The 24,540-nt window shown below is 73.1% G+C and carries 22 protein-coding genes; 15 read left to right on the top strand and 7 right to left on the bottom strand.

Annotation, left to right across the window (positions count from 1 at the left end; translation table 11 throughout):
- Positions 1-20: 20 nt before the first annotated feature.
- The gene (locus OHS33_RS33080) at positions 21-1,838 is read left to right on the top strand and encodes a glycoside hydrolase family 15 protein (protein WP_330334097.1); all 1,818 of its coding nucleotides are present in this window, start codon (positions 21-23) and stop codon (positions 1,836-1,838) included.
- Between the two features lie 180 nt (positions 1,839-2,018).
- Entirely contained in the window at positions 2,019-2,909 is an 891-nt protein-coding gene (locus OHS33_RS33075) for a glycoside hydrolase family 19 protein (protein ID WP_443065487.1), read from the top strand.
- A gap of 24 nt (positions 2,910-2,933) precedes the next feature.
- Here OHS33_RS33075 and cynS read toward each other — a convergent pair whose 3' ends face one another.
- Both cynS and OHS33_RS33065 read right to left on the bottom strand, forming a co-directional pair.
- Positions 2,934-3,404, bottom strand: coding sequence for a cyanase (cynS, locus tag OHS33_RS33070; protein ID WP_330334096.1), 471 nt, complete (start codon positions 3,402-3,404; stop codon positions 2,934-2,936).
- 84 nt (positions 3,405-3,488) lie between these two features.
- Positions 3,489-4,076: a carbonic anhydrase gene (locus tag OHS33_RS33065; protein ID WP_330334095.1), complete on the bottom strand. Its 588-nt coding sequence runs from the start codon at positions 4,074-4,076 to the stop codon at positions 3,489-3,491.
- Positions 4,077-4,211: 135 nt separating this feature from the next.
- On the opposite strand from OHS33_RS33065, the gene cynR reads away from it, so the two are divergent.
- The 10 genes from cynR (at position 4,212) to OHS33_RS33015 (ending at position 15,619) form a co-directional block, all read left to right on the top strand.
- A complete protein-coding gene (gene cynR, locus OHS33_RS33060) occupies positions 4,212-5,132 on the top strand; it encodes a transcriptional regulator CynR (RefSeq protein ID WP_330334094.1) in 921 nt (306 codons plus the stop codon).
- A 116-nt stretch (positions 5,133-5,248) separates the two neighbouring features.
- Entirely contained in the window at positions 5,249-6,049 is an 801-nt protein-coding gene (locus OHS33_RS33055; protein ID WP_443065486.1) for a methyltransferase domain-containing protein, read from the top strand.
- Between the two features lie 269 nt (positions 6,050-6,318).
- Entirely contained in the window at positions 6,319-6,987 is a 669-nt protein-coding gene (gene upp, locus OHS33_RS33050) for a uracil phosphoribosyltransferase (RefSeq protein WP_330334092.1), read from the top strand.
- Positions 6,984-7,958, top strand: a complete 975-nt coding sequence (locus OHS33_RS33045) for an EamA family transporter (RefSeq protein ID WP_330334091.1) — start codon at positions 6,984-6,986, stop codon at positions 7,956-7,958. The genes upp and OHS33_RS33045 overlap by 4 nt, the downstream gene beginning before the upstream one ends.
- Positions 7,955-11,878 (top strand): non-ribosomal peptide synthetase family protein, encoded by a 3,924-nt coding sequence (locus tag OHS33_RS33040; RefSeq protein ID WP_330334090.1) that lies wholly within the window; start codon positions 7,955-7,957, stop codon positions 11,876-11,878. The genes OHS33_RS33045 and OHS33_RS33040 overlap by 4 nt, the downstream gene beginning before the upstream one ends.
- A gap of 75 nt (positions 11,879-11,953) precedes the next feature.
- Positions 11,954-12,187: a tautomerase family protein gene (locus tag OHS33_RS33035; protein WP_330334089.1), complete on the top strand. Its 234-nt coding sequence runs from the start codon at positions 11,954-11,956 to the stop codon at positions 12,185-12,187.
- Complete coding sequence (locus OHS33_RS33030; protein ID WP_330334088.1) at positions 12,184-13,137, top strand: pseudouridine-5'-phosphate glycosidase; 954 nt, start codon at positions 12,184-12,186, stop codon at positions 13,135-13,137. The genes OHS33_RS33035 and OHS33_RS33030 overlap by 4 nt, the downstream gene beginning before the upstream one ends.
- Complete coding sequence (locus OHS33_RS33025) at positions 13,134-13,799, top strand: HAD family hydrolase (RefSeq protein WP_330334087.1); 666 nt, start codon at positions 13,134-13,136, stop codon at positions 13,797-13,799. The genes OHS33_RS33030 and OHS33_RS33025 overlap by 4 nt, the downstream gene beginning before the upstream one ends.
- A 95-nt stretch (positions 13,800-13,894) precedes the next feature.
- Positions 13,895-14,875, top strand: coding sequence for a GlxA family transcriptional regulator (locus OHS33_RS33020; RefSeq protein WP_330334086.1), 981 nt, complete (start codon positions 13,895-13,897; stop codon positions 14,873-14,875).
- A 111-nt stretch (positions 14,876-14,986) separates the two neighbouring features.
- Entirely contained in the window at positions 14,987-15,619 is a 633-nt protein-coding gene (locus tag OHS33_RS33015; RefSeq protein WP_330334085.1) for an isochorismatase family protein, read from the top strand.
- 46 nt (positions 15,620-15,665) lie between these two features.
- Here the strand turns inward: OHS33_RS33015 and OHS33_RS33010 are convergent, their stop codons facing one another.
- Positions 15,666-16,367, bottom strand: coding sequence for an NADPH-dependent F420 reductase (locus OHS33_RS33010; RefSeq protein ID WP_443065485.1), 702 nt, complete (start codon positions 16,365-16,367; stop codon positions 15,666-15,668).
- 168 nt (positions 16,368-16,535) lie between these two features.
- On the opposite strand from OHS33_RS33010, the gene OHS33_RS33005 reads away from it, so the two are divergent.
- Entirely contained in the window at positions 16,536-17,657 is a 1,122-nt protein-coding gene (locus OHS33_RS33005) for a glycosyl hydrolase family 18 protein (protein ID WP_330334083.1), read from the top strand.
- A 31-nt stretch (positions 17,658-17,688) separates the two neighbouring features.
- On the opposite strand, the gene OHS33_RS33000 is transcribed toward OHS33_RS33005, so the two are convergent.
- Positions 17,689-18,918 (bottom strand): hypothetical protein, encoded by a 1,230-nt coding sequence (locus OHS33_RS33000; protein WP_330334082.1) that lies wholly within the window; start codon positions 18,916-18,918, stop codon positions 17,689-17,691.
- Between the two features lie 133 nt (positions 18,919-19,051).
- Here OHS33_RS33000 and OHS33_RS32995 point away from each other — a divergent pair, with 133 nt between their 5' ends.
- Positions 19,052-19,474 (top strand): hypothetical protein, encoded by a 423-nt coding sequence (locus OHS33_RS32995; protein ID WP_330334081.1) that lies wholly within the window; start codon positions 19,052-19,054, stop codon positions 19,472-19,474.
- Here OHS33_RS32995 and OHS33_RS32990 read toward each other — a convergent pair.
- Positions 19,471-19,929 (bottom strand): MarR family winged helix-turn-helix transcriptional regulator, encoded by a 459-nt coding sequence (locus tag OHS33_RS32990; RefSeq protein ID WP_330334080.1) that lies wholly within the window; start codon positions 19,927-19,929, stop codon positions 19,471-19,473. The genes OHS33_RS32995 and OHS33_RS32990 overlap by 4 nt on opposite strands.
- A gap of 120 nt (positions 19,930-20,049) precedes the next feature.
- Between OHS33_RS32990 and OHS33_RS32985 the strand changes: the two genes are divergently transcribed.
- Positions 20,050-20,604: a DoxX family protein gene (locus OHS33_RS32985; RefSeq protein ID WP_330334079.1), complete on the top strand. Its 555-nt coding sequence runs from the start codon at positions 20,050-20,052 to the stop codon at positions 20,602-20,604.
- A gap of 30 nt (positions 20,605-20,634) precedes the next feature.
- Here the strand turns inward: OHS33_RS32985 and OHS33_RS32980 are convergent, their stop codons facing one another.
- Complete coding sequence (locus tag OHS33_RS32980) at positions 20,635-21,696, bottom strand: GNAT family N-acetyltransferase (protein WP_330334078.1); 1,062 nt, start codon at positions 21,694-21,696, stop codon at positions 20,635-20,637.
- 73 nt (positions 21,697-21,769) lie between these two features.
- Positions 21,770-24,538, bottom strand: coding sequence for a helix-turn-helix transcriptional regulator (locus OHS33_RS32975; RefSeq protein ID WP_330334077.1), 2,769 nt, complete (start codon positions 24,536-24,538; stop codon positions 21,770-21,772).
- Between the last annotated feature and the right edge of the window lie 2 nt (positions 24,539-24,540).

The following is a 24,540-nucleotide window of genomic DNA, read 5'->3' as shown; positions in this document are numbered from 1 at the left end:
CGCGGGGGAACACGAATCGCGTGAACCAACGCATCGAGGACTACGCGCTGATCGGCGATCTGATGACCACCGCCCTGGTGGGCCGGGACGGATCCATCGACTGGCTGTGCCTGCCCCGTTTCGACTCGGGCGCCTGCTTCGCGGCGCTCCTGGGCGACGAGGAGAACGGCCACTGGCGGATCGCCCCGGCCGCGGCCCCGGCGGGAACGGGCTGCACCCGGCGCGGCTACGTGGGCGACTCGCTCGTGCTCGAATCGGTCTGGGAGACCGACGAGGGCACGGTCAAGGTCACCGACTTCATGCCGCAGCGCGATGTCGCCCCCGATGTCGTGCGCATCATCGAGGGGGTCTCCGGTGCGGTGCCCATGGCGGCCACGATCCGGCTGCGGTTCGACTACGGGGCCGTCGTGCCCTGGGTGCGGCGCAGCGAGGGCCACCGCGTCGCCGTCGCCGGACCCGACTCGACCTGGCTGCGCAGCGACCCGCCCGTGGAGACCTGGGGCGAGGACAAGAGCACCCGCTCGGAGTTCACCGTGGAAGCGGGCGAACGGGTGGCCTTCGTCCTGACCTGGCACCCCTCGCACGAGCCGCGCCCGGACCTCGTCGACCCCTACGAGGCGCTGGAGCACAGCCTGGAGGACTGGCGGGCCTGGTCCGCCCAGTGCCGGTACGAGGGCCCGTACCGCGAGGCCGTCATGCGCTCGCTGATCACGCTCAAGGCACTGACCTACGCGCCCACCGGCGGGATCGTGGCCGCGCCCACGACCTCGCTCCCGGAGGAGATCGGCGGCGTACGGAACTGGGATTACCGTTACTGCTGGCTGCGCGACGCGACCCTCACCCTCGGATCGCTGCTCCAGACCGGATTCCTCGACGAAGCCCGGGCCTGGCGCAGGTGGCTGCTGCGCGCGGTCGCGGGCGATCCGGCCGATCTGCAGATCATGTACGGGATCGCGGGCGAGCGGCGGATCCCCGAGACGGAGCTGCCGTGGCTGGCCGGGTACGAGTCCTCCGCGCCGGTCCGGGTCGGCAACGCGGCGGTCGACCAGCTCCAGCTCGACGTGTACGGGGAGGTCATCGACGCCCTCTATCTGGCCCGCGCCTCGGGGCTGGTCGCGGAGTCGCACGCCTGGCAGATCAATGTGGCCCTGCTGCGGTTCGTGGCGGACAACTGGCACCGGCCCGACGAGGGCCTGTGGGAGGTGCGCGGCCCGCGCCGTCACTTCGTGCACTCCAAGGTGATGGCATGGGTGGCCGCCGACCGGGCCGTGCGCACCCTGGAAGCGAATCCGGAGTTCGACGGCAACATCGAGCGCTGGCGCACGATGCGCGAGGAGGTCCACCGCGATGTGTGCGAGAAGGGCTTCGACCCGGTGCGGGGCACCTTCACCCAGTCGTACGGCTCCGTGGAACTCGACGCGGCGACCCTGCTGATCCCCCGGGTCGGGTTCCTGCCGCCGGACGATCCGCGGGTCATCGGTACGGTCGACGCGGTCCGCGCGGAACTCGGCCACGGGGGGCTCGTACGCCGCTACTCGGCCGAGGGCCCCTCCGTGGACGGGCTGCCCGGGGCCGAAGGGACCTTCCTGGCCTGCTCCTTCTGGCTGGCGGACGCGCTGCTCATGACGGGGCGGGAGAAGGAGGCGCGCGAACTGTTCGAGCGGCTGCTGGAGTTGCGCAACGACGTGGGGCTGCTGGCCGAGGAGTACGACCCGGTCGGGGGGCGTCAGCTCGGCAACTTCCCGCAGGCCTTCAGTCACATCGGGCTGGTGGGCACGGCGCTCGCCCTCGGCGGCTGCCAGCCGACGACCGACGCCCCGACGCTGACCGACGAGTAGGCGCGGGCACCGGCACAAGCGGAACGGAACGCGGGCACAAGCGGAACACAGGCATGCGAAAGCTGGTCTAGACCTTGACAGGTCCAGACCAGCTTCGCTTGAGTGGCGGTAGTTGCCCCACACGGCAACTCCCCCCACCCAAGGAGCAGTTCCGTGATCCGTGCGCTTCGCCGCCGCGCTCTGGCCCTGGCATCCGCCGCGGCCGTCACCGCCGCCCTCGCCATCGCCCTGCCCGCCACCCCCGCCGCGGCGGCCGCCGCCTGCGCGGGGCCCTGGGCCTCCTCCGCCGTGTACACGAACGGAATGACCATCTCCTACGGCGGCCACAACTGGCAGGCCAAGTGGTGGACCCAGGGCGAGACGCCCGGCACCACGGGCCAGTGGGGCGTCTGGTCCGACCAGGGCGGCTGCGGTGGCGGCCAGGACCCGGACCCGAACCCCGGCACCCCGTCCGGATTCGTGGTCTCCGAGGCCCAGTTCAACCAGATGTTCCCGAACCGGAACCCCTTCTACACCTACAACGGGCTGGTCGCGGCCCTGTCGGCCTACCCGGGCTTCGCCAACACCGGCGACGACACGACGAAGCGGCGCGAGGCCGCCGCCTTCCTCGCCAACGTCTCCCACGAGACGGGCGGGCTGGTGTACATCGTCGAGCAGAACACGGCCAACTACCCGCACTACTGCGACGCTTCCCAGCCCTACGGCTGTCCCGCCGGGCAGGCCGCCTACTACGGCCGCGGCCCCATCCAGCTCAGCTGGAACTTCAACTACAAGGCGGCCGGTGACGCCCTGGGCATCAACCTGCTCGCGAACCCGTACCTGGTCGAGCAGGACCCGGCGGTGGCCATGAAGACGGCCCTCTGGTACTGGAACACCCAGAACGGCCCGGGCACGATGACCGCCCACGCGGCCATGGTCAACGGAGCGGGATTCGGCGAGACCATCCGCTCCATCAACGGCTCCCTGGAGTGCAACGGCGGCAACCCCGCCCAGGTCCAGAGCCGGGTGAACAGCTACCAGGCCTTCACCCAGCTGCTGGGCGTCACCCCGGGCGACCGGCTCACCTGCTGACCTGCCTGACCTGCTGAGACCCGCTCAGAAGGGCTTGGTGGGGAGGTACTTGCCGTCGAGCGTGATGACGGCGCGCTCCCCGCCCTCCGGGTCGGCGACCTTCTTCACGTCGAGCCGGAAGTTGATGGCGCTGATGATGCCGTCGCCGAACTGCTCGTGGACCAGGGCCTTCAGCGTGGTCCCGTACACCAGGAGCATCTCGTGGAAGCGGTAGATCGTCGGGTCGGTCGGGATACCGCCCGGGATCGACCCGCGGGTCGGGACGCTCTGCAGGAGGCGTACGGCGTCATCGTCCAGGTCCAGCAGAGCGCCGACGGCGGCGGCCGCGTCGGCCGGGAGCGGGTGCTGGCCGAGCAGGGCGGCGGTGACGAAGGCGACGGACAGACCGGTCACGTCGGCGATCTCCTGCCACGACAGGTCCTTGCGGGTCTTGGCCTCGACGGCCGTGATCGCGAGGGCCTGCCGGGCGGCGGGGTCGAACTGGGCGTGCAGCATGAGGGGCTTCTTTCTTCGCAAGGATCGGGTGGTGAGGATGGAGAGGGTGGTGAGGGCCGAGGCGGCCAAAGCTCAGGCCGGGGCTCAGGCCGCGGCGGTGAAGTCCTCGACGGAGCCGGTGAGGATGTCGTAGACCCAGCCGTGCAGGGCGACGGTGCCCGCGGCCAGGGCGCGCGCCACCGAGGGGTGCGTGGCCAGGTTGGCCAGCTGCGCGGCGACGTTGTCCCGGACCAGGACGCCGACCCGGTCCGGGTCGGCACCGCCGCGCTGCGCGGTGCGGGCCAGGGAGGCGTCGGCGTGGCGCAGCCAGTGGGCGACGGCGGGCAGGGCGGCCAGGTCACGGCCCTCGGCGAGCGCGGTCATCGCACCGCAGGCGGAGTGTCCGCAGACCACGATGTCGCGGACGCCCAGCACGGCGACGGCGTACTCGATGCTGGCCCCGACCCCGTCGGAGCCCGGGCCGTGGGCGGGCACCAGGTTCCCGGCCGTCCGGATCACGAACAGCTCCCCCGGCTCCCGCTGGGTGATCAGCTCGGGCACGACACGGGCATCGGAGCATCCGATGAACAGCGTGTCCGGCCGGTGGGTGGTCGCCAGGCGGGCGAAGAGCCCCGCCTTCTCCGGGAAGACGTCCTGCTGGAAGTGCGCGACACCTGTTGCGAGGTCGAGCATGGCCACTCCTTTCGGTGTGTGTCCGCCGTGACCGGCTGACGAGATCCACCATGCATGACCTGTATCTATAGTGTCCAAGTCGTACTGATCATGACTGCTATTGGTCTCATCTATACCTGGGTCTATCCTTGACCCATGGCCCCGGAACTGCGTCACCTCCGCTATCTGCTCGCCGTCGCCGAACACGGCAGCTTCACCCGCGCCGCCGAGGAGCTACGGGTCTCCCAGCCGACCCTGTCGCAGCAGATCAGGCAGCTGGAGCGGACCGTCGGCGTCCAGCTCCTGGACCGCAGCGGGCGTACCGTGCGGGCCACCGACGCCGGGGCGGTCTACCTGCACCACGCCCGCCGCGCCCTGCGGGACCTGGCCGCTGCCGAGCGGGCCGTCCTCGACGTGGCCGATCTGTCCCGCGGCACCCTGCGGCTCGCGATGACCCCCACCTTCACCGCGTACCTGCTGGGACCGCTGGTCGCCGAGCTGCACCTGCGGCATCCCGGAATCACCCTGGACGTCAAGGAGATGACGCAGGCTCAGCTGGAGTCGGGGCTGCTCGCCGACGCGCTGGACCTCGCGGTCGCCTTCGCGGGGCCGCACCTCGCGGGCATCGCCGCCACCGAACTGTTCACCGAGACGCTCGGGATGGCCGTGGGCGATGCCCACCCGCTCGCCGGACGCACCGCACCCCTGCCGGCGGCGGACCTCGCGCAGTGCGATCTCGCCCTGCTGAGCGGTGGGTTCGCGACGCGCACCCACATCGACGGGTACTTCGCCGCGCAGCGCATCGCGCCCCGGATCGCGGTGGAGGCGAACTCCCTCGGCGCCCTCACCGAGATCGTCCGGCGCACCGCCCTGGCCACGGTGCTGCCCGACGCCCTGGCCCGCGACCAGCCCGGCCTGCACCCCGTCGGCCTCACGCCGGCCCTGCCCGCGCGCACCGTCGTACTGCTGCGCCGGGAGAGCGCGTACGAGAGCGCGGCGGCCCGCGCTTTCACGGCGCTCGCCCGCGACTGGGCCGGGCCGCGCAAAAAATCCGGTGCCGTACCGCCGCGGACGTGATTTCGTCATGGCGGCTCACCGCCGGTACTCCGTACGACGTACCGCTTCCCACCACCGGATCCGAGGACCACGTGCCCCACGCTTCACCTGACCGCATCACCGAACTCGCCGACGCGATGGCCGCCGCCGACCGGGACCGCGCGGTCCAGGAGGTCCAGACCCGGTACCGGGCCGAGCTGGTGCGTCGCTGGGACATCGCGCCCGGCGCCCGTGTGCTGGAGGTCGGGTGCGGGCAGGGCGACATGACCGCCGTGCTCGCGGACGCCGTGGGGCCGCACGGTCACGTACTGGCCGTCGACGTCGCCGATCCCTCCTACGGCGCGCCGGTGACGGTCGGCGATTCCGCCGCCCGGCTCGCCGCCGGGCCGCTGGGGCCGCGCATCGACTTCCGCTTCGGCTTCGACGTCCTGGACGAGGAGGCCACGTCGGACTTCGCGGACGGCGCCTTCGACCACGTGGTCCTCGCGCACTGTTCCTGGTACTTCGCCTCGGCCGAGCAGCTCACCCGCACCCTCGCCCGGGTGCGGCCGTGGGCCCGTACGCTCTGCTTCGCCGAATGGGACCTCACCCCGCGTTCGGCCGACCGGATCCCGCACCTGCTCGCCGTACTGGCCCAGGGACAGGCCTTCGCGTACGGGCACGGCGAGGACGCCAATGTGCGCGTCCCGATGTCCCGTGACGCCCTGCGCGCCCTGCTCGGCCCCGCGGGCTGGCAGGCCACGGCGGCGGAGACCGTGGAGACCACCGGGCTCCAGGACGCGGACTGGGAGATCGCCATCTTCCGGAACCTGTACGCCACCCTCGACCCCGGCTCAGCGGTCGCCCGCGCGCTGCGGCCGACCCTGGACGCGCTCGACCCGCTCGCGCTTCCCCGGGGGAACGCCACGCTCGACGCGTACACCCTCACGGCGCGCTAGACGCCTTACCGCGCTCCGGGGCCGCCCCCACCAACCGACCAGATCCGGCCAAGGCGGGGAGCGGGAACGCGCCCGGGAGACGGCGCGGGGCGCGGCCGGAGGCGCTGGTCGGCGGGGCAGGGGACGGGGGCGCACGCCCGGCGGCGGGGTGGCGCAAGGCGGGATTCGGTCAGGCGTGCGGAAGCAGGGCCCTTGCGGACACCAAGTCACAGAGTGTTTGCTCTGTTTCCGACCGCGCCCCCATCGCCCCACCGACGAAGAGCAGGCCCATGTCGACGACCCCGAAAGTCCACGAGCTGCCCCAGACCAACCAGCTTCGCGCCCTGCACACGGTCATCCGGGACCGTGGTGCGAGCCGCGCCGACTTCGTCCTCTACTCACGCCGAGTGATCCGGTTGCTCCTCGAATCGGCCCTGGACCTGCTGCCCTTCGACAAGCACGAGGTCATCACGCCCGTCGGCGAGACCTACCACGGGCTCAAGTTCACCGGGAAGCTGTGCGCCGTCCCGGTGATCCGGGCCGGGGACTCTATGGCGGAGGTGCTGCGGGAGTTCATACCCGGCATCCGCATCGGCAAGATCCTCATCCAGCGGGACAAGACGACCAAGCTGCCCCACCTGCAGTACTGGAACCTCCCCGACGACATCGCCGAGCGGCACGTCCTGCTGCTGGAGCCGATGCTGGCCACCGGCGGCAGCGCGAACGCCGCGATCGGCGTGCTGACCGACGCCGGGGTGCGCGAGGAGAACATCGTCCTCGTCGACTTCCTCGCCGCGCCCGAGGGGATCGCGGCGGTGCACCGCGAGCACCCGGCCGTCACCATCATCACCTCGTCCATCGAGGAGTGCCTGAACCCCAACGCCTTCATGATCCCCGGCATCGGGGACTTCGGGGACCGCTTCTTCGGCACCACCGACTCGGCCGTGGCCGCGCGGTGAGCGGCCACCGGGTCGCGGCGGATTCCGCCGTCACCGCCCTCGCCCCCGCCGTGTGGGGATCGACGTACCTGGTGACCACCGAGTTCCTGCCCCCGGACCGGCCGTTGCTCGCGGCCACGGTCCGGGCCCTGCCCGCCGGGCTGATCCTGCTGCTGATCGGCCGGAAGCTGCCGCGCGGGATCTGGTGGGCGCGGGCGCTGGTCCTCGGCGTGCTGAACATCGGCGCGTTCTTCACCTTCCTCTTCCTGGCCGCCTACCACCTGCCCGGCGGGGTCGCCGCGCTGGTGGGTTCGGTGCAGCCGATGTTCGTGCTGATCCTCTCGGCCCTCCTGCTGGGCGACCGGATCAAGGCCGTGCACGTGGTGGCCTGTGTCCTGGGCGCGACCGGCGTCGGGCTGCTCGTGCTCCAGCCGAACGCCGGGCTCAACACGACCGGGGTCATCGCCGGCCTGCTGGCCGCGGTGAGCATGGCCTGCGGCATCGTGCTGACCAAGCGCTGGGGCCGCCCCGAGGGGGTCGGGCTGCTGACCTTCACGGGCTGGCAGCTGACCGTCGGCGGCCTGGTCCTCGCCCCCGTCGCCCTGTTCGGCGAGGGGCTGCCGGAGGCGGTCACCGGGCGGAACCTGGCCGGATTCGCGTACCTCGGCTTCGTCGGGGCGCTGCTGGCCTACGCCGTCTGGTTCCGCGGGGTGGAGCGGCTGCCCGCGCTCGCCGTCTCCTTCCTCGGCTTCATCTCCCCGCTCGCCGCGACCGCGCTCGGCTACCTGGTGCTGGACCAGACCCTGACGCCGCTCCAGCTGGCCGGGGCGTGCGCGGTCGTCGCGGCGGTCGTGGTGGCCCAGCCGCGCGGCGGGCGCCGGGAGCCCGCGAAGCCGTCACAGCTGCCGCAGGCCTCGCCCGGCGAGCATCCCCCCGTGTCCACCGGACGTCCGGCGCCCGCCGCGTCCCGCCCGTCCGGAGTCACCAGATGAACGCGGACCCGATCAATGGAAGACTCACACCGTCCACCGTGCTCACGGACCTGCTCGCCGAGCAGGTCCGGGTCCGACCCGACTCGGTCGCCGCCCGCTGCGCCGATCACCAGCTGACCTACGCCGAACTGGGTGCGGCAGCATCCCTGTTGGGGCGGCGGCTGCGCAGGCTGGGGGCGCGGGCGGACACCGCGGTGGGGCTGTACGCGGAGCCCTCGCTCGACCTGATGACCGGGGTGTGGGGCATCCTCGCCGCCGGCGGGGCCTACCTGCCGCTGTCGCCCGACTATCCGGAGGACCGGCTGCGCTACATGATCGAGGACTCCGCCATGGAGATCATCGTCACGCAGCGCCACCTCGTGCCCAAGGTCCGCGAGCTGGCACCGGCCGGCACCACCGTCGTGGCCCTGGGCGGCGGCGAGCCGCCCGAGACCCCGGTCCGTACCGGGCGCGGCGGACACCGGCCCACGGCCGGGCGACCGGGCGACCTCGCCTACGTCATCTACACCTCGGGATCCACGGGCCGCCCCAAGGGCGTGCTGATCGAACAGCACAGCATCGTCTCCCAGTTGGGCTGGCTCCTGGCCGAGGGCCACCTCGGACCCGGCACCACGGTGCTCCAGAAGACGCCCATGAGCTTCGACGCCGCGCAGTGGGAGATCCTCGCGCCCGCGGCGGGCGGCCAGGTGGTCATGGGGGCGCCCGGCTGCTACCGGGACCCCGAGGACCTGGTCGACACGATCACGACGCACGGGGTGACCACCCTCCAGTGCGTGCCCACCCTGCTCCAGGCCCTCATCGACACCGAACGCCTCGCCTCCTGCACCTCCCTGCGGCGGGTGTTCTCCGGGGGTGAGGCACTGACGGTCAAGCTCGCCCGTGCCTTCGCCGCGCAGCTGCCGGACACCCGCCTGGTCAATCTGTACGGGCCCACCGAGTGCACGATCAACGCGACCGCCCACACCGTGGACCCGGCCGCCCTCGCCGGGGAGGAAGCCTCGGCGATCGTGTCCATCGGCGTACCGGTGGCGCACACCCGGTGCTTCGTCCTCGACGGGGAGCTGCGCCCGGTGGCCGGCTCCGGGGAGAAGGGCGAGCTGTTCATCGGCGGGGTGCAGCTGGCGCGCGGCTATCTGAACCTGCCCGAGCAGACCCGGGAGCGGTTCCTCACCGCCCCCTTCCTGCCGGGCGAGCGGCTGTACCGGACCGGCGACCTCGCCTCGTGGAACGAGGACGGCACGATCCGCTTCCGCGGCCGCGCGGACACCCAGGTCAAACTGCGCGGGTACCGCGTCGAGCTGGAGGAGATCACCTCCGCGATCGAGGAGCACACCTGGGTCCGGCGGGCCGCCGCGGTGGTCACCGACGATCCGCGCACCGGCTTCCAGCAGCTGTCCGCGCTCGTCGAACTGAACCCGCGCGAGGCCTCGTTGATGGACCAGGGCGCGCACGGCGCGCACCACCAGTCCAAGGCGAGCAAGCTCCAGGTCAAGGCCCAGCTCTCCAATCCGGGTCTGCGCCCCGCCCCTGACCTCGTGGGCCGTCCGGTGACCGTGCTGCCCGGCCGGGAGGCCACGGGCCCTCAGCGGCGCGCGGCCTTCGCCCGCAAGACCTACCGGTTCTACGAGGGCGGCAAGGTCACCCGCGCCGATCTGCGGGAGCTGCTCACACCCGCCGCGGCCATCGCACCGACCGGGACCGCGCGCTCCGTCGGGGACCTGACGTCCGCGGAACTCGGCGCGGTGCTGCGGTGGTTCGGCCCGTTCGGCAGCGGGGAGCGGCTGCTGCCGAAGTACGCCTACGCATCCCCCGGCGCGCTGTACGCCGTGCAGATGTACCTGGAGACGGGCGGGGGCGTCGCCGGGCTGGCGGCGGGGATCCACTACTTCCACCCCGTCGAGCACACCCTCGTCCGGATCGGTGACGTCCCGGCCGGTGCCCACGCGTCCGGGCCCGGCACGCTCCGGTTGCACTTCCTGGGGCGCCGGGCGGCGATCGAGCCGGTGTACAGCACCAACATCGAGGAGGTGCTGGAGTTCGAGACCGGTCACATGCTGGGCGTGTTCGAGGAGGTGCTCCCGGAGTACGGGCTGACGGTGCGGCCCGCTGCGCACGGCGGGGCGGCGGTGAAGTCCGCCCTCGGCGTGGCCGACGAGGACCACTACGTCGGGAGCTTCGAGCTGGCCCCCGACGACCGCCCGGCGCGACCGGACCCGGTGGACCTGTTCGTCCAGGCGCACCCGGGCCGGGTGCTCGACCTGCCGGGCGGCCTGTACCGGCTGGACGGGGGCGAGTTCACGCTCGTCTCCGCCGACGCCGTCGAGAAGCGGCACGTCATCGCCATCAACCAGGGGGTGTACGAGGCCGCGAGCTTCGGCGTCAGCGCCGTCAGCCGGACCGGGGACGAGCGGCTCGCCTATGTGAGCCTGGGCCGGACCCTGCACCGGCTCCAGCGCAACGCCCTGCGGCTGGGCTTGATGTCGTCCGGCTACTCCTCCCGTTCGGGGCATCCGCTGCCCACCGCCCAGCGCATCGACGCCGTCCTCGCGGAGGCGGGCATCCCGTCCGGGCCGTCGTACTTCTTCCTCGGCGGGAAGGTCAGCGAGGAGCAGGTCTCCTCCACCGGGATGCGCGAGGACTCGGTGCACATGCGCGGTCCGACGGAGATGATCCGGGACGACCTGGCCCGGCTGCTGCCGGACTACATGATCCCCAACCGGGTGCTGGTCCTGGACGCGCTGCCGCTCACCGCCAACGGGAAGATCGACTACAAGGCGCTGGCCGGCCTGAAGGAACTCACCGCTCCCGCACACGGTTCCGGCACTCCCGTGCCACCGCGGACCCGGACCGAGCGGATGCTCGCCGGGGCCTGGGGGAAGGCGCTGAAGTACCGGGACACAGCCCGGGTGTCGATGACGGACAGCTTCTTCGCCTCCGGCGGCAATTCGCTGATCGCGATGACCCTCACCCGGTGGATCAACCGGGAGTTCGGGATCTCGCTGCCCATGCAGACGCTCTTCGGCCACCCCCGGCTGGCCGATCTGGCCGACCGGATCGCGGACGCCGATCCCGAACCGGCCTCCCGGCTGGTGCTGTTGCACGACAGCGGCCCGGCGGACGGCCGGTACGCGCAGGGGCCCGGCTCCCCGGTGTTCTGCTGGCCGGGGCTCGGCGGCTATCCGATGAACCTGCGGCTGCTCGCCCAAGAGGCCTGCGCGCGGGGCCCGTTCTACGGGGTCCAGGCGGCCGGCATCAACGCGGGCGAGGCGCCGTACCGGACCATCGGCGAGATGGCCGCCGCCGACGTCGCGGAGATCCGGCGGCTGCAGCCCGACGGCCCCTACACCCTGTGGGGCTACTCCTTCGGTGCCCGGGTGGCCTTCGAGAGCGCCTGGCAGCTGGAACAGTCCGGCCAGCGGGTCACGGACCTGCTGCTGATCTGCCCGGGCAACCCGAAGCTCCGGGACGCGCGCGGGCTTCCGTACGGCCGTGAGTCCTCCTATGCCAACCCCGGCTACGTGACGATCCTCTACTCGGTCTTCGCGGGCGCCATCGGAGCCGGGCCGGACCTCTCCGCGTGCCTGGCCGCCGCCCGGGACCAGGACTCCTTCGTGGAGTTCGTGGTGGGCCGCTTCCCCGAGCTGGATCCCGGGACGGTCCGGCGGATCACCCGGATCGTCGAGGAGACGTACGAATTCGACTACACCTTCCACGAGTTGGCCGAGCGGTGCCTGCGCGCCCCGGTGACCATCATCCGGGCCGCGGGCGACGACTACTCCTTCGTCGAGGGGCGGTCGGGGTACTCCGCCGCCCCGCCGGTCGTCATCGACCTGCCCGCCGACCACTACCAGGTGCTGCGCCGCGAGGGCATCGAGGCCCTCGCCGCGGCCGTCCGCACCCGCGTCCCGTCCGACGCCTGAACCGTCCCGTCCCGCCCCGACCGCCGACCGCCGACCGCCGACCGCACAGACCTCACGACCGAAAGGAGGGGCTCCGTGCCCCACGTCCACATCCGTCACTTTCCCAAGGACATCACTCCCGAGCGGCTCGCCGCTTTCGACAAGGCGGTCACGGCGGCCGTCACCGAGGCCTTCGACGTCGGCGAGGACGTCGTGTCGATCTCGCTCGAACCGGTGGCCGCCGAGGACTGGAACGACCTGGTCGTCACCGACATCGCCGCCCGCCGGGAGCTGCTGCTGAAGGCGCCGGGCTACTGGGACGGCGCGTGAGCGCCCTCGCGGGGGTCCCCCTCGTGTACACGGAGGAGGTCCGCGAGGCCCTCCACGAGGGCCGGGCGGTGGTGGCCCTGGAGAGCAACGTCATCACGCACGGCCTGCCCTACCCCGACAACGCGGCCACGGCCCGCAAGGTCGAGGACGCCGTCCGCGCGGGCGGGGCGGTCCCCGCCACGGTCTGCGTGGAGGACGGCGCGGTCCGCGTCGGCATGAGCGACGCGGACATCGAGCGGTTCGCCTCCCTGCCCGGCATCCCGAAGGTCTCCAGCAGGGACCTCCCGGTGGTCCTCGCCCGGGGCGGCCCGGGGGCCACCACCGTGGCCTCCTCGCTGGTGGCCGCCGAGCTGGCGGGGATCCGCTGGTTCTCCTCCGCCGGGATCGGCGGGGTGCACCGCGGTGCCCAGCAGAGCTTCGACATCTCCTCGGACCTGATCCAGTTCACCCGGTCCCGGGTCGCGGTCGTCTCCGCGGGCGCGAAGATGATCCTGGACCTCGGCCTCACCCTGGAGTACCTGGAGACCCACTGCGTACCGGTGGTGGCGTACGGCTCGGACGACTTCCCGGCCTTCTACTGCCGTACGAGCGGCCACCGCGCCCCGCACCGGATCGACGACCCGGACACCCTGGCGCGCGCCGTCGAGACCCACCGGGCGCTGGGCGGCCCCACCTCGTTCCTGATCACCACCCCGGTCAGCGAGGAGGACGCCATCGACTCGGCGGAGGTGGAGGCGGCCATCGCGCGGGCGGTGACCGCGGCCGACCGGGACGGGGTCACGGGTCAGGGGCTCACCAAGTACCTGATGCGCGCCGTGGACGCCGCCACCGACGGGCGGGCCGCGCGGGCCAACATGGCCGTGCTCGTGACCTGCGCCGAGGCGGCGGGCCGACTGGCCTCCGCGCACGGCGCGCTTCTGCGGGCCGCCCCGGTAGGTTCGGCCTCATGATCAGACTCGCCGTATTCGACCTGGACGGAACACTCGTCGACTCCCCGCGCGCGATCGTGTCGACCTTCGGGGCGGCCTTCGACGCGCTGGGCGTCACCCGGCCCGCGGACCTCGCGGTGCGGGCGACCATCGGACTCCCCCTGGAGCGGGCCTTCGCCCTCCTCCTGGAGCGAGAGCCGGCCGACGCCCAAGTGGCCGAGGCCGTCCGGCTCTACCGGAAGTTCTTCGACACCATAGTCCTCCCGCAGGCCCCCGGCCTGGTCTTTCCCGGGGTCGTGGAGGGACTCGCACGGCTGCGGGAGGACGGGGTGGCGCTCGCCGTCGCGACCAGCAAGTTCCACGCCCCGGCGGACGCGCTGCTCACCGCGGCCGGGCTGCGCGCCTCCTTCGCCGTGGTGATCGGCGCGGACGAGGTCACCCGGCCCAAGCCCGACCCCGAATCCGGACAGGTCATCCTGGAGCGGCTGGCCGTCGCCGCGGAGCACGCGGTGATGGTCGGGGACACCACCCACGACCTGCTGATGGCGAAGGCGGCCGGAATGCGGTCGGTGGCCGTCACCTACGGGGTGCACTCCGCGGCCGAACTGGCCACGGCCGGACCGACCTGGGTGGCGGACACCTTCGAGGAGGTCGTCGCGCACCTTTCCCCCGTGGCAGCGTAGCCGCGCCGGGGTTCCCCTCTCCCCGGTGGCCCGGTGTCCGTATGTGACAGAGAACCGTCATTGCGGCCATCGGACCGGGCGGTGAGGATGGACGCATGCCCACTCCCCACCGTGTCGTCATCGCGGTCTTCCCGGACGTCGACCTGCTCGATGTCACCGGCCCCGCCGAGGTCTTCGCGCTGGCCAACCGCGAGTCGGCCAGCCGCGCCTACGAGGTGCGGCTGGCGGGCCCCGAGCCCGGCCAGGTGACCACCTCGGCCGGGGTCCGCCTCGCCGTCGACCTGACGTTCGCGGAGGTCGGGGCCGCGGTGGACACCCTGCTGGTGCCCGGGGCGGTGGAGCTGGGGCCCGACGGGCCCGTCCCCCGCATCGACGACGACGTGGTCGAGTGGATCAAGGTCACCGCCCCGCACGCCCGCCGCGTGGCCTCGGTGTGCGTGGGCGCGCACCTGCTGGCCGCGGCGGGACTCCTGGACGGGCGGCGGGCCACCACGCACTGGTCCACCGCCGCACGGCTCGCGGCCGAGCACCCGCGGGTCCAGGTCGACCCGGACCCGATCTTCGTCCGCTCCGGGCGGGTGTGGACCGGGGCCGGCATCAGCGCCTGCATGGACCTGGCGCTCGCCCTGGTCACCGAGGACCTGGGCGAGGAACTGGCCCTGGCCGTGGCCCGCCATCTGGTCATGTACCTCAAACGGCAGGGCGGCCAGAGCCAGTTCAGCGTCCCGCTCAGCCGTCCGGCGGCCGCGCGCCGGGACATCGACGAGCTGTGCGCGTACATCGCCGACCATCTCGACTGCGATCTCTCCGCCGCCGCGCTCGCGGAGCGCATGTGCGTGAGCGAGCGGCACTTCGCCCGGACCTTCCGCCGGGAGACGGGCGTCGGCGCGGCCGGATACGTGGAGGCGGCCCGGGTGGAGGCCGCCCGGCGGCTGCTGGAAACCACCGACGAGCCGCTCGAACGGATCGCGGCGGCCGCCGGACTGGGGTCGGTGGAGACCCTGCACCGCGCCTTCCGCAAGCAGATCGCCACCACTCCCGCCGCCTACCGGCGCCGCTTCCGCACCGCGCTCTGACCCTCCCGCACTCCCCGGCCCGCCGCATCCGCAGCTTCGCCATGCCCATTTCGCCGTACTCAACGCACGAACCACACGAACCGTACGAACCGAACGAGAGGTCCACTTCCCATGTCCGTCACCGCTGCCCCCGTCGTCACGCCCTCCGCCACCCTGCGCGAGCTGTCCGGGCTCGACCCCGCGCTCCCCCGGCTCGGCGCCACGACGACCGTGATCATGATCGACTTCCAGCAGACCTACCGCACCGGAGTGATGGAACTGGAGGGCGCCGAGGCCGCGTTGGCGGCCGGCGCACGCCTGCTCGCCGCCGCCCGCGCCGCGGGCTCGCCCGTGGTGCACGTAGTCAACGACGGCGGCGCGGGCGGCCCGTACGACATCCGGGCCGAGATCGGCTCGATCAGCCCCGAGGTCGCACCCCGGGACGGCGAACCGGTCGTGGTCAAGACGGTCCCGAACGCCTTCCACGCCACCACGCTGGAGGAGACCCTGCGGGAGCTGGGCGCCGCTCCGGACCTGGTGCTCGCCGGTTTCATGACGCACATGTGCGTCACCTTCACCGCCCAGGGCGCCTTCAACCTCGGATACCGGCCCGCCGTGGTCGCCGAGGCGACCGCCACCCGCACGCTGGCCGCGCCCGACGGAAGCGTCGTCCCCGCCGCGGTGCTGCAGAGCGCGAGCCTGACCACCATCGGTGACCTCTTCGGGGTGGTGGCCGCCACCGTCGCGGAACTGACGGCGCGGTAGGCCGCTGCCCGGTCCGTCAGCCCATGGACCGTCAGCCCTTGGACCGTCAGCCCTTGAAGCCGTCCTGGCGGACCGGGGAGGCGGCTGCGAGCGCTTCGGTGACGGCCTGGACACCGCCGCGCAGCCCGTACACGGGGGTTTCGGGCTGCTGGCGCCAGGAGTCGTCGAGGCCGCCCGCGTCGACGGAGTCGAAGCCGAGTTCGTCGATGAGGGCGCGGACGGTCTTCTTCGCCGCCTCGTCGTCACCGGCGACCGGCAGGGCCACCCGGTCCGGGTCGCCCGCCGGGAGCGGCCGGGTCAACAGGTCTTCGGCGTAGGTGCCGTTGAAGGCCTTGACCACCGTCCGGCCGAGCTGCCGCGCCGTCCAGCGGCTCTCGGTCAGCCCCTCGTCCTCGATGCCCGCGATCCGGCCGTCGCGCTGCTGCGGGTAGTAGTTGCCGGTGTCGATCACGACGAAGCCGTCGGCCGCCCCGTCGAAGAGGCCGGAGGGCAGGTCCGGCACGTTCTTCAGGGGGATGGTGACGACGACGATCTCCGCGCCGCGCGCCGCCTCGGCGACGGTGACGGGGGTGGCCCCGGTCTCCTCGGCGAGGGCGGCCAGGGTCTGCGGGCCACGCGAGTTGGCCACGGACACCTCGTGGCCGAGGGAGGTCAGACGGCGCGTCAGGTTGCCGCCGATGTTGCCTGCGCCGATGATGCCGATCTTCATGGACTTCTCCAAGCGTGCGGTGTGGTCGGGTGTCGCGATGATCCGAACCACGCGCCGCCGCCGCGCATTCCCCGGCGCCGCCACGTCCTGCGAACGGGTGCGGCCCGCGTCGCGGACGCACGGCCGGGTGGGCCGATCGGTGTGTGCTCGGACCCATTCGGCGCGTCCGGAGCTCCCGGAGCGCTCCGACCGGGCCAGGTTCGGACTATGACGACCACGCCCTCGCCGGATTCATCCCCGTCCTGTCCCGTGCTCCCGTCCCTTCCCGTGTCCCTGCGCTGCGCCGCCGCGCTGGCCGCCGTGCTCCTCACCACGGCGAGCGCGCCCGCCGGCCGGACCGGGCCCGGCGCCGCGCCCGCCGACGCGGCCCGCGCGCGGACCCGTACCAGCTCCGCTTGGCTGCCGTACTGGGACACCGAGGCCGGTTACGCCTCGGCGCTGGCCCATGCCGACCAGCTGCACACGGTCAGTCCCTTCTGGTACACGGCCTCGGCGGCCGACACCGTCACGGGTGAGGCGGGGGCCGGTGACCGGCGGATCATCGACGGTCTACATGGCAAGGGGATCAAGGTCGTCCCGACGGTGACCGAGACCCCCGGACCCGCCGCGATGGCCGGGCTGCTGGGCGATCCGGACGAACGCGCCACGCACGTGGACGCCCTGATGGACGTGGTGACGAGCCGGTCCTACGACGGCCTCGACCTGGACTACGAGCGGATGGCCGAAACCACGGACCCGGCGCTGACCGGGAAGGTCCGTGACGGCTACAACCGGCTGACCGAGGAGCTGTGCGCCCGGCTGCACGCGGTGGGCAAGACCTGCGTCGTGACCGTCATGCCCCGGGTGGACGGGGACGGGCTCGCCTTCGACTACGCACACCTGGGCAAGGTCGCGGACACGCTGCGGATCATGGGGTACAACCTGCACGACGCGCTCGGCGAGCCGGGCCCGCTGTCCTCCCTGGACTGGTACGACCGGTTCGTCGGGTACGCCGTCGGGGTGGTCCCGCGCGCGAAGCTGGAGGTGGCGCTGCCCGCCTACGGCTGGAACTGGACCGTGGGCTCGGGGGCCCGCGCGGGCCACGTGACCAGCCGGGAGGCCGAGGCCCTGCGCGTACGGGTGGGCGCGGCCCGGGCCTTCGACCCGGTGTCCGGCACCCCGCACTTCGACTACACCGACGACGACGGGGAGGAGCACGAGGTCTGGTACCAGGACGCGCGGGGCTCGGCGGCCCACCTGGCCGTACTGGACCGTCACGGGGTCCGGGGCACCGGGCTGTGGGCCCTCGGCTTCGAGGACCCACAGCTGTGGGCCGCGCTGGAACGTTGAGGTCAGGACGGGTCAGGAAGGCTCAGAACGGTCAGGACGGGTTCAGTTTGATCGCGAAGGCGTTGAAGATCGACCACACGTCCACCCAGGCCAGGCCGGTGCTGCATTCCTGGGAGGCGTTGCAGCCGTAGCCGTAGCTGACGATGCCGTTGAGCTGGCGGGAGTTCTGGTCGTTGATGGTGATCACCGGACCACCGCTGTCGCCACCTCGGCCGACGATCCCTCCGTAGTGGGGGACGCCGTAACTTCCGTTCACGGTCGTGCCGTTGACGTTCCAGCTGGCGTTGCCCGCATAGACCGTACGGATGTTGCAGAAGACCTTGGTGTTGTAGCCGAGCTGGCAGGTGAAGTCACCGACGGCGACGTTGCGCACGCCGTTGAGGTAGCGGGTGTAGCCCGTGGCGTCGAGGCCGTCCCACGTGTAGCGGTTGGTGGGTGCCTCGATGAACGCCGAGTCGACGGCGGGGAGTTTGTACTTGACCTGGCCGATGTAGTTGCCGCCCATCGTGTAGACGTTGTCGTTCACGTTGTGGCAGTGGCCCGCCGTGACCAGCCACTGGCGGCCGTCCCAGGTGCTGACCGCCGGGATGCCGCTCGTGCAGTGGGCCTGGCCGCCGATGTTGGGGCCGAGGGCCGCTCCCGCGTAGAAGGGCGAGGTGTCGTTCTCCCGGGTCAGGGGCCGGGAGGGGGGTGCCTGGGTGACCTGGACGGCGGTGGCGGCGCCCGCGGCGCGGCGCGCCGTGACGGCCGGTGAGGCGAAGTAGCCGCGGGCGGAGGCGGGATCGTCCACGGCGAGCTGGATGGATCCGCCGTCGGGGGTGCTACCCGCGAGGGCGACCTTGAAGGGGAGATCCTTACGGTCGGCGATCTCCGCGATTTCCTTCTTGAGCTGCTGCGCGGATTTCTTTCCCCGGACGATGTGAATCAGCCCGGTGTCGGCTTTCGGATTCGTTTTGCGCACCGCGGAGAGGAAATCGCGGCCTTGTGCGACATCGGTCAGATAAACATTGACGGAACGATAGTCGGATGCGAGTTCGACCTGGGTGTACACATCCGCCCGGGCCCCTCGCCCCACCTGCGCCACGGCGTCGGCCGCCAGCCTCAACGGCCCCAGGACTTCCGCCTGTCGCTCGGGCGTCATGGCGGCCACCGTGTCGGCGGACAGCGCACCGGGTGTTCCCGCGTGTGCGGAGACGGTCATGATCGGCAGCACGGCGAGGGCGCCCACGAGTGCGATCGAGCGCCGAATTCCGATCTTCATTCATCCCCCTTGTCGACCCCGCACGAACGGGGCCATGAACTGGACGCGGGAGACGCTAGTCAGATATCCGGGGGCCGTTAAGGCGGATTACGGCCGCATTCCGGGGCCGCACACCTGTGTTTCAATGGGGCAGGTGATCGAGTTCGTATTCATTGCCCTCGCGGCCGGCGGCGCCGGCTGGCTCGTCCGGCGCAGGCACCTCCAGCGGGTGACGGCCGCCTCCGACACGGCCCCCGTCGGCATTCCCGGCATGGCCCGACTGCCCGCGGGCCACGGGCGCTGGCGCATGGGCCGGGTGTACGGCGGCCCGGAGGCCGTGCGCTGGGTACCCGCGCGCGGCGAGCCCGCGCCGCTGACCGGGGCCCGCTCCACGGGAGTCCGCCCGCCCTCCGTCCGGGAGGGCATGGTGATCAACCCCGGCTCCCGCATCCTGTCCTGCACCTACGCGGACGGCACCGCCGACATCGCCGTCATGGCCCTGGACCTGGCCGAATTGCACACCCTGATCCCGCACGCGCCGGAGGCGGCCGCGCAGGGCGGCCCCGAGAGCGTCTAGGAGTCGCGGAGCCGGCGGGCGACTTCGCCGAGGCCGTCGGCCACGGCGGACAGTTGCGCGGGGGTGAGGACGTCGATCAGGGCCTCGCGGACCGCCGCGACGTGGCCGGGGGCCGCCGCGTCGAGGCGGTCGCGGCCCGCCTCGGTCAGGACCGCGTAGATTCCGCGCACGTCGGAGGGGCAGCTGCGGCGCCGGACCAGTCCGGCCTTCTCCATCTGGGTGACCTGGTAGGTCAGCCCGCTCTTGGAGTTGATCAGGCCGTGCGCGAGTTCGGTCATGCGCAGCTCGCCGTCCGTGGCCCCCGCGAGCCGGACGAGGATCTCGTACTGGGCGTGCGAGAGGCCGGAGTCGTCCTTCAACTGCTGGTCCAGACGGCGGTTCACCAGCGCCGAGGCGGCGAGGAAGCCCTGCCACGCGCGCATCTCGTCGTCATCCAGCCATCTTGTTTCAGCCATGTCTCCAGCTTATGTCAAGTTGTTCCAATTTAAATCACGGGCTAGGGTCTGACCTGGTCGTTCAAATTCGAATGACCTCATCGCTTCTACGGACAGTCCCCACCGGGAAGGATCTCCCCGATGACCCCCACCCCCACGCCCACCCTCGCCCCCACACACTCCCCCACGACTCCCGCCGCGCCGCACGCACACCCCTTCGCGGGCAGCGGACTGCTGATCCTGCGCCTCGTCCTCGGCCTCACCATGGCGGCCCACGGCTCCCAGAAGCTCTTCGGCTGGTTCGGCGGCGGCGGAATCAGCGGGACCGGCCAGTTCTTCACCATGAGCGGTTACCCGGCCGGCAAGACCATGGCGGTCGTCGCCGGTCTCTCCGAGACCTTGGGCGGACTCGGCCTCGCCGTCGGACTGCTGACCCCGCTGGCCGCGGCCGCCGTGATCGGCACCATGGTCAACGCGATCGCCGTCCATGGCACCGGCCACTTCTTCGCGCCCGCGGGCATCGAGTACGAGCTGCTGCTGACGGCCGCCGCCGCGGCCCTCGCCCTCACCGGTCCCGGCCGGTTCGCCCTCGACCGGTACGTGCCGGTGCTGCGCGAGCACCGCCCGGTCTTCGGCGCGCTGGCCGTGGTGCTCGGCGTGGTCCTCGCGGGCGCGGTGCTCCTCTCCCGCTCCTGATCCCACAGGAGCCCGGCGGCCGGACGGCCGTCAGACGGCGGTGCGGGTGTAGCGGACGTCTCCCTCGCCCGCGCCGCTCTTCGTGAATCCGGCCCGGCCGACGACCGCGTGCGAGGCCAGGTTGTCGTCGTCGACGGTGGCGTGCAGCGTGGTCAGGCCGGGCTGGGCGAGGGCCCAGGCCGCCAAGGCCCGTACCGCCTCGGTGGCGTAGCCGTTGCCCCGGGCCGAGGGCACCAGGTCGTAGCCGATCTCGGCGTTCCCGTCGCCGTCGGGGGCCGCGTGGAAGCCGATGCCGCCCACCGCGGTCGCGTCGGCGGCGCGGACGATCGCGTACGCGCCCCAGCCGGGCCGGCGGGTGCCCGCCTCGTGCGCCCTGGCCACCATTCCGGCGGCCATCCGGGTGCCCTCGTACGGCCCGTCCTCGGCCCACGCGAACCCGCCCGTGCCCCCGGCGTGCAGGTCGGCGCCGGTCACCGGGGCGATCTCGCAGAGCACGAGCCGCTCCGTCCGGATGGGGGCGGTGTGCCAGCGCCACGCCGACAGGCGGGGCAGGCCCGGCAGTTCGCCCCGGCCGGTGGCCCACAGCAGGGTCGGCCAGGGGGAGTTCACGCGCGGCGCGTGCGGGAAGAGCCGGTCCAGGACCGCCGCGCACAGCTCCACGGACGGCTCCCAGTCCGTGACCCCGAGGCCGCGGAGCATGTCATGGGTGTGCACGAAGGCCTCCACGACGCCCATCGCCGCGAAGTCTTCCGCGCCGGCCGCGCCGTACGGGTGCCAGGCCCGGACGTCGGGGGCGCTCGTGGCGACCACGGCCGAGAGGATCCCGCCGGTCGCCTCGATGCTCTGGATCAGCCCGGCGGGTGTGGTCCCCGGATCGGCGGCGATCTCGAAGGGCACCCACGCCTCGCTCGCCCGGGCCGTCAACTGGCCCGCGTAGGCGGTGAAGTCGCACGCCACATGGACGGCGGTGTCGTAACAGCTCCAGTCGAGCCCGTCGGCCGGGACCGCCCAGTCGCGGTCCGCGACGGCGCGCAGGGCCTTCGTGGTGAGGGACACCGCTTCGTCTATGTGCTGAGCACCCATGATCGTCATGCGCGCACCCTAGGGCCACCGGCCGTTTCGGGCCAGCCGATTACGGCCGCCCGGCCCGCGGCCCCGCCCGCCCTCACCGCGCCCGCAGCGCGGTGGCCAGCTGGGCCCGGGAGCGGACGTCGAGCTTCTGGTAGATGCGGGTCAGCCGCGCCTCCACCGTCTTGACGCTCACGAAGAGCCGGTCGGCGGCCTCCTGGTTGCTGGCCCCCTGGCCGACGAGCAGCGCGAGCCGGGTCTCGGCCTCGGTGAGCGCCGCGGCCCCGGGGTGACCGGCCGCGCCGTCGGGCCCGCCCGCCGGGCCGGGCGGGGCCTCCGCGGCCAGGTCCGTCCAGGGCTTCGCCCCGGCCTGCGCGAAGATCTGGGCGGCCGTGCGCAGCGCGGCGCGGGCGGGGGCGCGACGGCGGCGCCTGCGTTCCACCCGGGCGAGGGCGAGCAGGGTCCTGCCGCGTTCCAGGGGCAGTTCGAGGCGGTCGAAGCGGTCCGCGGTGGCCTCCAGCAGGGCGACGGCCGCGTCCGTCTCGCCGCGCGCGGAGAGCACCAGGCCGAGGGCCCGGTCGAGGGCGGCGACCACGGCGGTGCGGCCCAGGGCGAGGGCGACCGTACGGACGGACCCGGCCAGCTCACCGGCCTCGTCGGGGGCGTCGGCGGCGACGAGGGCCTCGGCGAGTTCCCCGTGCCAGCGCAGCACCGAGGGGTCGACGACCTGCTGGGCGGCCTCCAGTTCGGCGACCCGGCGCAGGGTGGCCACGGCCTTCGCGGTCTCCCCCGTCGCCAGTTCGACCTGCCCGAGGGCGAAGAGGCTGCGGGAGAGGAAGACCTGGTCGCGTTCCTCCTCGGAGGCCTGGATGCCGCGCCGGGCGTAGCCGGTGGCGCGCGCGAAGCTGCCGCCGGTGGCCTCCGCGGTGGCGGCGACGTACCAGGCCGGGCCGGGCGAGAGGCCCGCCTCGATGGTCAGTTCCAGGGCGCGCCGGGCGTGGGCGCGGCCCGCCGCGCAGCGGCCGCGGCGCAGTTCGACCTCGGTGAGGCTGCGCAGCACCTCGAAGACGTCCTCGGCGGAGCCGGTGCGCTGGACGGCGGGCAGCAGGACCAGGAGCTGTTCGCGGGCGTCGGTGAGCCGGTCGTCGAAGAGGGCGTGGCGGACGGCGAGGTACTGCGGGGCGTTGCGCATGCCGAGCGGTACCTCGGGGGCGGGCAGGGTGAGGGCCTCGGCCAGGATGTCCTCGGCGTCCGGGTCCCCCAGGATCCGGCCCATCCGGGCCCGTACGGTCAGGGCCATGGCCTCGGCGACCTGGTCCCCGCCGGTGGCGGCCAGTACCCCGGCTTCGGCGGCGGCGTCGCGGGAGCGGACGGGGTCGCCGTCGCAGAGATTGAGCTTCCAGGCGATCCGCAGCTGGACGGCGGCCTGGAGCGAGGGGTCGGCGGCGGCGTCGGCGCGGGCGTGGGCGAAGGTCTCGTCGAGGTCGGCGAGGGCCTGCCCGGCGGCGTCGATCACGGCGAGCCGGGCCCGTACCCGGTCGGCGGGCGAGGCGTCGCGGGCCAGGACGGCGCGGGCGGCGCGGCGGGCGAGGTCGGCGCGGCCGGCCCAGCCCGCGTCCTCGGCGGCGCCGACCAGGCGGGCCAGTTCGGCGGCGGGGCGGTCGGCCGGGGTGCGTTCCGCGGCCAGCAGGCCGAGTTCGGCGGCCAGGGCCCGTCTGCCCCGGCGGCGACTGGCCGCGGCTGCCTCCGTGATCTCGGCGGCGAGGTCCTCGTCGGGGGTGTCCACGGCGAGGGCGCGGTGCCGGACGGCCTGGACGGGGTCGTCGACGGCCCGGGCCAACGCGGCGTGCCCGGCGGCCCGTTCGGGCCAGCCCGCGTCGGCGGCGAGGGCCGTGGGCAGGGCTCCCGCGGTGAATTCGACGGTGCCGTCGTCCCGTACGGTCACCAGCGCGGCCCGTTCGGCTTCGGCCAGCTCGGCCTCCGCGTCGGGGCGTCCGGCGCGGCGGAGCAGGGCGGTGGTGGGGCGGGCCGCGAGGGCGGCGAGGAGCAGGGTGCGGTGGGCGCGGGCCGGGGCCTCGGCGAGCAGCCGCCGGGCCACCTCGCGGGCCTGGCCGGACAGGGGCAGGGTGTCGGCGTGGTGCGCGGCGCCGTCGCGGGCCTCGGCGAGGGAGTGGCCGAAGGCGAGGGCGAGGCGCGGGTTCCCGCCGCTGGCCTGGTGGATCCGGCCGGCGAGGCGGGCGGGCAGGCCGCGGCGGACGAGGAGTTCGGCGACCTCGTCGGCGCCGAGCGGCGGCACCCGCACGGTCGGGGTGCCGGGCCCGCAGAGGGTCGCGGCGACGGGGGCGCCGCCCTGGACGCATTCGGCGACCAGGACCCGGACGCCGCGGGGCGTCAGGCGCAGGGCGAACCGCAGCAGGTCGGTGGTCTCGGCGTCGAGCCACTGGGCGTTGTCGAGGACGAGGAGCAGGGGGCTGCGGTCGGCGAGGGTGCGGAGCACTTCGACCACGGCGAGGCGCAGGGCGACGTGGTCGCGTCCGGCCCGGGGGGCGTCGGCCTCGCGGCGCAGCAGGGCGATGGCGGTGCGCTGCGGCGGGGCGAGGCGGTCGAGGGCCGTGCGCGGGACGGAGGCGAGGAGGGCGGCCGCGGAGGCCTCGGGTATCCACTGGTCGGCCGCTTCCGGCGCGAGCCGGAGCACGCGTTCGCGGCGGCCGGTGGCGGCCGCCGCGATGGCGTGCAGTACTTCGGTCTTGCCCGAGCCTGCCGGTCCGGTGAGGACGGCGCGGCCGTGCGTGGTCAGCGCGCGGTCCACCGCCTCGATGAGTTCACCGTGTCCGACGGTCGTGTCAGCGTTCCCCGTCGCCGCCACGC

The sequence above is a fragment of the Streptomyces sp. NBC_00536 genome (assembly GCF_036346295.1).
Taxonomy (GTDB): domain Bacteria; phylum Actinomycetota; class Actinomycetes; order Streptomycetales; family Streptomycetaceae; genus Streptomyces.
Note: the sequence above shows the minus strand (reverse complement) of the source record. Positions and strands in the feature narration are given on the sequence as shown.

Excerpts from the sequence above, each read along its gene's own strand:
- cynS (WP_330334096.1), bottom strand. The coding sequence starts at position 3,404 with ATGCTGCACGCCCAGTTCGACCCCGCCGCCCGGCAGGCCCTCGCGATC.
- OHS33_RS33065 (WP_330334095.1), bottom strand. The coding sequence starts at position 4,076 with ATGCTCGACCTCGCAACAGGTGTCGCGCACTTCCAGCAGGACGTCTTC.
- cynR (WP_330334094.1), top strand. The coding sequence starts at position 4,212 with ATGGCCCCGGAACTGCGTCACCTCCGCTATCTGCTCGCCGTCGCCGAA.
- OHS33_RS33055 (WP_443065486.1), top strand. The coding sequence starts at position 5,249 with ATGGCCGCCGCCGACCGGGACCGCGCGGTCCAGGAGGTCCAGACCCGG.
- upp (WP_330334092.1), top strand. The coding sequence starts at position 6,319 with ATGTCGACGACCCCGAAAGTCCACGAGCTGCCCCAGACCAACCAGCTT.
- OHS33_RS33040 (WP_330334090.1), top strand. The coding sequence starts at position 7,955 with ATGAACGCGGACCCGATCAATGGAAGACTCACACCGTCCACCGTGCTC.
- OHS33_RS33025 (WP_330334087.1), top strand. The coding sequence starts at position 13,134 with ATGATCAGACTCGCCGTATTCGACCTGGACGGAACACTCGTCGACTCC.
- OHS33_RS33020 (WP_330334086.1), top strand. The coding sequence starts at position 13,895 with ATGCCCACTCCCCACCGTGTCGTCATCGCGGTCTTCCCGGACGTCGAC.
- OHS33_RS33015 (WP_330334085.1), top strand. The coding sequence starts at position 14,987 with ATGTCCGTCACCGCTGCCCCCGTCGTCACGCCCTCCGCCACCCTGCGC.
- OHS33_RS33005 (WP_330334083.1), top strand. The coding sequence starts at position 16,536 with ATGACGACCACGCCCTCGCCGGATTCATCCCCGTCCTGTCCCGTGCTC.
- OHS33_RS33000 (WP_330334082.1), bottom strand. The coding sequence starts at position 18,918 with ATGAAGATCGGAATTCGGCGCTCGATCGCACTCGTGGGCGCCCTCGCC.
- OHS33_RS32990 (WP_330334080.1), bottom strand. The coding sequence starts at position 19,929 with ATGGCTGAAACAAGATGGCTGGATGACGACGAGATGCGCGCGTGGCAG.
- OHS33_RS32985 (WP_330334079.1), top strand. The coding sequence starts at position 20,050 with ATGACCCCCACCCCCACGCCCACCCTCGCCCCCACACACTCCCCCACG.
- OHS33_RS32980 (WP_330334078.1), bottom strand. The coding sequence starts at position 21,696 with ATGACGATCATGGGTGCTCAGCACATAGACGAAGCGGTGTCCCTCACC.